The following is a 555-nucleotide window of genomic DNA, read 5'->3' as shown; positions in this document are numbered from 1 at the left end:
CTTTGATTACGCGGTGGATGTCGTCGTAGGTGTACCAGATTTTACGTTTCATGGTGTGCTTCCGAAGAGGAAAATACAGGGTGCAATGCAAAAAAGCCAGTCATTGCATGGCAATATTCTGGCTTTTTCAGTCAGACGAACGGATTATTCGCCTTTAGCTTTTACCACTTTACGGCCACGGTACATACCGTTTGGAGAAATGTGGTGTGGACGATGCACTTCGCCGGTTGCGCTGTCAACAGACAGAGAAGGCGCAGTCAGAGCGTCGTGTGAACGGTGCATACCGCGTTTAGAAGGGGATTTTTTGTTTTGTTGAACGGCCATTTCAAGCTCCTAGATAAATAAACTGTGTCCTAATTAACTGCTTTTCAAACCTGCTAAAACAGCGAAGGGGTTTGGTTTGTCCCGATTGACTTCGTCCAGTGTTCCATTGTTGCCGCAGTCTTCGTGTCGAGGGGAGAAAGGGAGCGACATCAGGATTTGGTCTTCAACCAGAGTCCGCACGTCAAGCTCTTTTTCGAGCAGCATGCCTTCCAATTCTTCATCGGCAAGCAT

Annotated in this window: 2 protein-coding genes; both read right to left on the bottom strand. The window is 47.6% G+C overall.

Going from position 1 to position 555, the window contains the following annotated elements; genetic code table 11:
• Positions 1-144: 144 nt before the first annotated feature.
• On the bottom strand, positions 145-324 hold the full coding sequence (gene rpmF / locus ACTHSP_RS21440) for a 50S ribosomal protein L32 (RefSeq protein WP_002240035.1): 180 nt from the start codon (positions 322-324) through the stop codon (positions 145-147).
• Between the two features lie 33 nt (positions 325-357).
• Positions 358-555 (bottom strand): YceD family protein (locus ACTHSP_RS21435; RefSeq protein WP_440346931.1); only part of this gene is annotated, 198 nt, incomplete at its 5' end.

It is taken from the genome of Neisseria sp. P0001.S005 (assembly GCF_051963715.1).
The sequence above is the reverse complement of the archived record's forward strand: the minus strand, read 5'-3'. Positions and strand labels throughout refer to the sequence as shown.